Annotated in this window: 9 protein-coding genes; 7 read left to right on the top strand and 2 right to left on the bottom strand. The window is 69.1% G+C overall.

The window, feature by feature from the left end; translation table 11 throughout:
• A partial coding sequence (locus IQ216_RS10300; protein ID WP_228007384.1) for a hypothetical protein occupies nt 1-212 on the top strand: 212 nt, incomplete at its 5' end.
• A gap of 99 nt (nt 213-311) precedes the next feature.
• On the top strand, nt 312-575 hold the full coding sequence (locus IQ216_RS10295) for a hypothetical protein (protein ID WP_193815401.1): 264 nt from the start codon (nt 312-314) through the stop codon (nt 573-575).
• Here the strand turns inward: IQ216_RS10295 and IQ216_RS10290 are convergent.
• Nucleotides 553-792 carry a hypothetical protein gene (locus tag IQ216_RS10290; RefSeq protein WP_186700899.1) on the bottom strand — a complete coding sequence of 80 codons (240 nt, stop codon included), beginning with the start codon at nt 790-792 and terminating at the stop codon, nt 553-555. The genes IQ216_RS10295 and IQ216_RS10290 overlap by 23 nt on opposite strands.
• Nucleotides 793-977: 185 nt before the next feature.
• Here IQ216_RS10290 and IQ216_RS10285 point away from each other — a divergent pair, with 185 nt between their 5' ends.
• Nucleotides 978-2,711 carry an ABC-F family ATP-binding cassette domain-containing protein gene (locus IQ216_RS10285; RefSeq protein ID WP_193815400.1) on the top strand — a complete coding sequence of 578 codons (1,734 nt, stop codon included), beginning with the start codon at nt 978-980 and terminating at the stop codon, nt 2,709-2,711.
• Nucleotides 2,712-2,839: 128 nt separating this feature from the next.
• A complete protein-coding gene (locus IQ216_RS10280) occupies nt 2,840-3,067 on the top strand; it encodes a hypothetical protein (RefSeq protein WP_193815399.1) in 228 nt (75 codons plus the stop codon).
• 25 nt (nt 3,068-3,092) lie between these two features.
• On the opposite strand, the gene IQ216_RS10275 is transcribed toward IQ216_RS10280, so the two are convergent.
• On the bottom strand, nt 3,093-4,211 hold the full coding sequence (locus tag IQ216_RS10275) for a trypsin-like peptidase domain-containing protein (RefSeq protein ID WP_193815403.1): 1,119 nt from the start codon (nt 4,209-4,211) through the stop codon (nt 3,093-3,095).
• Between the two features lie 474 nt (nt 4,212-4,685).
• On the opposite strand from IQ216_RS10275, the gene IQ216_RS10270 reads away from it, so the two are divergent.
• From IQ216_RS10270 to IQ216_RS10260, 3 genes are all read left to right on the top strand, one after another.
• Nucleotides 4,686-4,988 (top strand): DUF2973 domain-containing protein, encoded by a 303-nt coding sequence (locus tag IQ216_RS10270; RefSeq protein WP_193815398.1) that lies wholly within the window; start codon nt 4,686-4,688, stop codon nt 4,986-4,988.
• Nucleotides 4,989-5,045: 57 nt separating this feature from the next.
• Nucleotides 5,046-5,429: a hypothetical protein gene (locus tag IQ216_RS10265; RefSeq protein WP_186698499.1), complete on the top strand. Its 384-nt coding sequence runs from the start codon at nt 5,046-5,048 to the stop codon at nt 5,427-5,429.
• 55 nt (nt 5,430-5,484) lie between these two features.
• Nucleotides 5,485-6,530: helicase-related protein (locus tag IQ216_RS10260; RefSeq protein WP_193815397.1), on the top strand; the 1,046-nt coding region annotated here is incomplete at its 3' end.

Below are 6,530 nucleotides of genomic sequence, written 5' to 3'. Positions count from 1 at the left end.
ATGTGCTGGTGTCCGCCGTGATCAGCACCTACCTGCTCACCCACCTGCACCACGTGCTGCAGCGAGCTGAGTACGGGGCCCAGCAGGAAGGCCGCACCGCCCTGGCCGACAACTACGCCGAACTCCGCAAGGTGCTCTGCCTCGATGCCCGCACGATGGAAGATGCCTCCGCCTGCGGCACGCCGGTGAACGACAACCCCAAGGCCGCCTGAAGAGCAGAGCAGGGATTCCAGCCGCTTGGCAACAGGCCGCAACGGCCTCCTGCCGATTCGCTCTGACGTGCATAGCGTCGAAGCAGTTGGACCGCCGTCATGGTCGAGAGCTCCATCAGCACCGGCGAAGGGTCGAGCGACCACGCCAGGGCCCTGTATGAGCGCATCAGCGCCGACGCCGAGCTCACCCAGAAGCTGTTCCGCCAGGCCCTGCAGGATCCGGGCGGCGCCCTCGATCAGATCGTGACCCTCGGGACCGAGTACGGGCTGCCGGTGAGCCGCGAGCAGGTCAAGGCCCACGTGGCCTCCCTCGAGGACGGGGCCAGCAAACAGTGGCTGCTCAAGGCCCGCGGTGGCCTCTGAGCCCCCGGGGCAGTTCGCTCGGCTCCGGAATCCAGCCTGGCGGTGCCGGCTGCGCTGCAACCAGCGTGACTCGATGCTGCGGCAGGGCCGACCGCGGTGACTCGGCAGGACGGCGGGCGCCTCCTCCCTGGGCCCAGCTGAAGAACAGCCAGTAGCTCACGATCGCCAGGCCCGCCGCCACCACCAGAGCCGCCACCTGTTCCAGACGCCTGATCATCGAGAAGCACTGCCGGCTGGATCGAGTCTGGCCGAGACGGCTGCGGCCAGGTGGAGGGCTGCGGCCGGGCGGACTGCCTACCCCAGCACAGCGCCGGCTGCACCGCTGCGGCAACGATGCGAAATGATGAGGTCACTCCGCCGTCGCTGCGGCGCCCGCCTGTCCCCCTCACCCCGCTCCGCCCCGTGCTCCGCCTCGAACGCCTCGGCAAGATCTATCCCACCGGGGAGGTGCTGCGGGATGTCACCTGGGAGGTGAAGCCGGGCGACCGCATCGGCCTGGTGGGCGTGAACGGGGCGGGCAAGTCGACCCAGATGAAGATCATCGCCGGCCTGGAGGAGGCCAGCAGCGGCCAGGTGGTGAAGCAGGGCGATCCCCGCATCGCCTACCTGCAACAGGAATTCGATGTGAACCTGGAGCGCACCGTGCGCGAGGAGCTGTTCCAGGCCTTCGGCGAAGCGGCCGAGGTGCTGGTGCGCCAGCACGCAGTGGAGCACGCCATGGCCAGCGATCAGGCCGCCAGCGACCCCGATCACCTCGACGAGCTGATCCAGGAGCTGGGCCGCCTGCACAGCCGCTTCGAGGCCCTGCACGGCTACGAGCTCGACGCCCGCATCGACAAGCTGCTGCCCACGATCGGCTTCAGCGCCGAGGGGGCCGAACAGCTGGTGGGCGACTACTCCGGCGGCTGGCAGATGCGCATTGCCCTGGGCAAGATCCTGCTGCAGGAGCCCGATCTGCTGCTGCTCGACGAGCCCACCAACCACCTGGATGTGGAGACGATCCAGTGGCTCGAGGGCTATCTGATCCAGCAGAGCGCCGCCCAGGTGGTGATCAGCCACGACCGCACCTTTCTGGATCGGGTCTGCACCCAGATCGTGGAGACCGAGCGCGGGGTCTCCCGCACCTACCTGGGCAACTACAGCCACCACCTGGAGCAGAAGGCCCTGGAGCGGGAGGCCACCCAGGCCGCCTTCGAGCGCCAGCAGAAGGAGCTCTCCAGCCAGCAGGCCTACATCGACCGCTTCCGGGCCAGCGCGACGCGCTCCACCCAGGCCAAGAGCCGCGAGAAGCTGCTGGAGAAGGTGGAGCGGGTGGAAGCGCCGATCGAGAGCATCGGCGGGCCCCGCTTCCAGTTCCCCGAAGCGCCCCGCTCCGGCCGCCTGGTGGCCGAGATCGCCGACCTCAGCCACAGCTACGGCGATCAGATCCTCTTCCTGGGAGCGAGCCAGGAGGTGGAACGCGGCGACCGCATCGCCTTCGTGGGCCCCAACGGCGCCGGCAAGTCCACCCTGCTGCGCCTGGTGATGGGGATGGAGCAGCCCAGCGAGGGCCACGCCCGCCTCGGCGAACACAACGTTATCGCCGGCTACTTCGAGCAGAACCAGGCCGAGGCCCTGGACCTCAGCAAGACCGTGATCGACACGATCTTCGAGGTGGTGCCCGACTGGACCCAGACCCAGGTGCGCTCCCTGCTCGGCAACTTCTGCTTCAGCAACGAGAGCGTGTTCAAGCAGGCCGGCAAGCTCTCCGGCGGCGAGAAGGCACGGCTGGCCCTGGCCCTGATGCTGCTGACCCCCTGCAACCTGCTGGTGCTCGATGAGCCCACCAACCACCTCGACATCCCCGCCAAACAGATGCTCGAGGACGCCCTGATCGCCTACGAGGGGGCTGCCTTGCTCGTGAGCCACGACCGCTACTTCATCAGCAGGGTGGCGAACCGCATCGTGGAGATCCGCGATGGTGAGCTCGTGCTGTACCGGGGCGACTACGCCTACTACCTGGAGAAAAAGGAGGAGGAGGCGGAACTGGCGCGCCAGCTGGCCATCAGCGAGGCGAAGGCGGCGAAGACAGCAGCCAACCGGGAGAAACAGCAGGCCAGGGCGGCTGGCCGCAAGGGGAAGGGCAAGGCCGCCTGAGGGGCCGCCGCCGCGTCCTACATAACAGGAAACGAGGACAACAAAGCCGCCCTGTTGCAACGGCTACGAGCAGGACTGAAACAGTTTGTAGCTTTGGCCTGGTCCATCGCCCCTTCGCGACGCCTGCCATGTCGGAACCCCTCTCCCTCAGCCTCGGTCAGCAATTCGAGCTGGAAAGGATGAGCCGTGCCATCGACGACACCGCCGACCTCCAGGCCCTGCAAGGGATCGCCAAGCAGCTCCTGCAGGCTTGGCACAGCCAGAAAGCAGCCACCCAGTGGGTGATGCGTCAACAGCTCGGTGCCCCCTCCCAGTTCGGCGGCGGCCAGCCCAACACCTGGGGGCAGGAGGCGTGAACCGCTCAGGCCGGGGGCGGCGCTGTCAGGCTCCGCCCATCTGCACCGGCACCAGCGTCACATTCCGGCTCTGACCCTGCCGGCTGATGTTGAGGGTGATCTCTCCGCCCACGCCGGCCCGTTCCACCGCAGCCACCACCTGGGAAGGCTCCAGCACCGTTTCCCCGCCGGCCGCCACCACCACATCGCCCTGCTGCAGACCCGCTCGCTCAGCAGGCCCGTCGGCCAGCACCGAGGCCACCCGCACCCCCCTGGTCAGCCCCGTGCCATCGCCTGGGCGCACCAGGTCCATGACGATGCCGATCATCGGATGGCTCACCTTGCCGGTGGCGAGCAGCTGTCTGGCGATGTCACGGGCCCGGTTGATCGGAATCGCAAAGCCCAGCCCAGCGCCCGGCCCCTGCCGCACGAGCGTGTTGATGCCGATCACCTCACCGTCAGCGTTGAGCAGCGGTCCACCGGAGTTGCCGGGGTTGATGGCGGCATCGGTCTGGATCAGCTCCAGCCGCTTGTCGGTGATGCCCAGCTTGGCGGCGTTGCGGTTGAGATTGCTGATGATCCCCATGGTCACGGTGTTGTCGAGGCCGTAGGGGTTGCCCACCGCGATCGCCCAGTCACCCACCTGCAGGTCCTCTGAATCGCCGAGGGGGGCCACGGGCCAGGGTCCCCGTCCAGCGAGCCGCACCACCGCCAGGTCCGTGAGGCGGTCGAGCCCCACCACCGTGCCCTCCACCCGACGGCCGTCCTGCAGCCCCACCGTCACCCTGTCGGTCTTCTCGACCACGTGGGCGTTGGTGAGGATGAGGCCGTCAGGCTGAATGATGAAGCCACTGCCCTGGCCTCGCTCGGTGCGCTGGGAAGGGGGTGCGGCCCGTTGCTGGGGCAGCCCGAAGAACTGGCGAAAGGCCGGATCGTTGAGCAGAGAGCTGGAGGCGCCACCCCGGCCGCCCCGCACCAGCACGGTGCGCTCGGTGTCGATCGTCACCACGGAGGGGCCAGCGCGGCGCACGGCTGCGGCCACGAACGACTGACGGCCCAGGGCCGCCCCTGCAGCCGATCCCCTGGACTGGGCCACGGCGGCGGGCGCCAGCGGCTGGCTGAAAGGCCTCAGCCACCCCGGAGGAGCGACCAGGACCGCCAACATGGACCCCGAAACCAGCAGGGACGCGGTGAGACCGGGCAGAGCAGCCCCGGAGCGGCTGGCCCTGGCTCGAACGGCCCGGGAGCGGACGGGGATGGAACGCAGGCGCAGGTGGGCCATGGCGATCAGATCAGAACATCTGGGGGCGGTGAAGGCGACTCGGAGCCAGCGATGGACTGGCCAGCGAGGGGAAGCGGCGAACCGACAGGAGATGACATCCCAACCGTAGGCAGGCCAGCAGACGGAACGCTCCCTGGCGCTCCAGACGCCGCAGCGCCACACCACCCCCTAGATTAAGCAAAGATTTGTATCGACCCATGGACACCGAGCGACTGCTCCTCGCCTTTCTGACCTTTGGCGCTGCCTGCACCACCCTGTGGGCCTGGATGCTGGCCAACAGCGGAGCCAATTCCAGTCAATCCAGGCAATGATGGGGCAGACGGTCCGTCCGAGTCCCACTGCAGCAGGCCCCAGGCCATGAACGCGATCCTCTCCCAGATCTTTCCGATCCTCTACGGCATCTGTTTCCTGGCCCTGCTCTGGCAGGCCTTCCGGGTGATGGGCCAGGGCTTCAGGGCCGTCTCGGCGCCCGGGGATCGCCCGCCGCAACGCGCCAACGCTGGCGCCCCCTCCGTTCCTGGGACCGCCGATCGCACGGGACGGCTCACCATCCACCCCGAGCTGCTGGACGCCCAAGGCCAGCTCACCGATGAAGATCTGCTCACCGTGCGCTTCAGCGGTGACAACGAGCGGCCCGCCTTCCCCGGCGATCCCGGCTGAGGCCCCTTCACTGAATAGGCTCACCGTTGAGCACGTGATTTCAGGGAGGGCGAGCATTTGGATCCACGCACGCGCATCGTGGCGGCACTGTTGCGGAACCTCAAGCTGCCTCCTCGCTTTCGCCTCAAACTGGTGAAGGACGATCCGATCCGGCTGGAGCTGAGCCTCACCCCCGCCTATGGCAAGGCGCCTGTGCTGGTGGGCCTGGTGGAATCCCAGGACCTGGTGGCCCGACGCGACCGGGAAGGCCGCATTCCCAGGGATCTCCAGGGCACCTGGGACTGGACTGTGCGCCACGGCAAGGTGAGCACCGGCGGCTGGAACCCTTACCTCAAGGAGGCCCTGCAGACGATGTTCGAGACCGGGCTGCCCGCCGTGGTCTACGAAGAACTCACCGGCGAGGCCTACCACCCGGTGGATGGCGTGAGGCACGTGCGCTGACGCCGGAGTCTGCGATCAGGCCGCCAGCGCGGCCCCGGCCTGGACGGGCAGGCTGATGGAGCCGCTGCCGATCGATGCTCTGCTGGGCAGCATCGAGGCCACCCTGGCCCTGCCGGGCGCCACCCTGCTGCTTCAGGCCCCACCCGGTGCAGGCAAGACCACCCGGGTGCCGGGGGCCGCGCTGGGCGCCCTCAACACCGGCGCTGGCCCGGCCACGCCACGGGTGTGGATGGTGGAGCCACGGCGTCTCGCCGCCCGGGCTGCAGCCCAGCGGCTGGCTGCTGAGCTGGGCGAACCGGTGGGCCAGCGGGTGGGCTACAGCGTGAGGCTGGAGCGGCGCGTCAGTGCGGCCACCCGCATCGAGGTGCTCACCGGCGGCCTGTTCCTGCGCCGGCTCCAGGCGGATCCGGCCCTGGAGGGAGTGGGTTGTCTGATCCTCGATGAGTTCCACGAGCGCCATGCCGACACCGACCTGGCCCTGGCCCTGGTGCGCCAAGCCCGGGAGCTGCTGGCTCCCGACCTGCGCCTGGTGGTGATGTCAGCCACGCTGGAACTCGAGGCCCTGGCCGCCCAGATGCCCGAGGCCAGCGTGTTGCGCAGCGCCGGCCGCAGCCATCCGGTGAGCGTGTCGCACCAGCTGCCCCGCCCAGACGAGCCCCTGGCTCGGCAGGTGGTGCGCGCCCTCGAAAGCCAGGGCTGGCCCCATGACCCTGCTGCAGCCGATGCCGCACTGGGCACCACCGCCCTGGTGTTCCTGCCAGGTCAGGCGGAGATCCACGCCTGCGGGCGGGCCCTGGAGGCCTGCGGCTGGGGCGATGCCATCGACTGGTTGGCCCTGCACGGCAGCCTGCCCCTGGAACAGCAGAGCATCGCCATCGCCGCCGCCAGGCCCGGGCGCCCCAAGGTGGTGCTGGCCACCAGCCTGGCCGAGAGCTCCCTCACCATCGCCGGTGTGGGCCTGGTGATCGATGCCGGCCTCAGCCGCCGCAGTCGCTTCGATCCGGGCACCGGCCTGGAGGGCCTGGTGACCCTGCCGGCCAGCCGGGCCAGTGCCGAGCAGCGCACCGGGCGGGCCGGCAGGCTGGGACCAGAGCCGCACGC

Source organism: Cyanobium sp. LEGE 06143, assembly GCF_015207535.1.
Lineage (GTDB): Bacteria > Cyanobacteriota > Cyanobacteriia > PCC-6307 > Cyanobiaceae > NIES-981.
Note: the sequence above shows the minus strand (reverse complement) of the source record. Positions and strands in the feature narration are given on the sequence as shown.

Excerpts from the sequence above, each read along its gene's own strand:
- IQ216_RS10280 (WP_193815399.1), top strand. The coding sequence starts at position 2,840 with ATGTCGGAACCCCTCTCCCTCAGCCTCGGTCAGCAATTCGAGCTGGAA.
- IQ216_RS10275 (WP_193815403.1), bottom strand. The coding sequence starts at position 4,211 with ATGTTGGCGGTCCTGGTCGCTCCTCCGGGGTGGCTGAGGCCTTTCAGC.
- IQ216_RS10295 (WP_193815401.1), top strand. The coding sequence starts at position 312 with ATGGTCGAGAGCTCCATCAGCACCGGCGAAGGGTCGAGCGACCACGCC.
- IQ216_RS10290 (WP_186700899.1), bottom strand. The coding sequence starts at position 792 with ATGATCAGGCGTCTGGAACAGGTGGCGGCTCTGGTGGTGGCGGCGGGC.
- IQ216_RS10270 (WP_193815398.1), top strand. The coding sequence starts at position 4,686 with ATGAACGCGATCCTCTCCCAGATCTTTCCGATCCTCTACGGCATCTGT.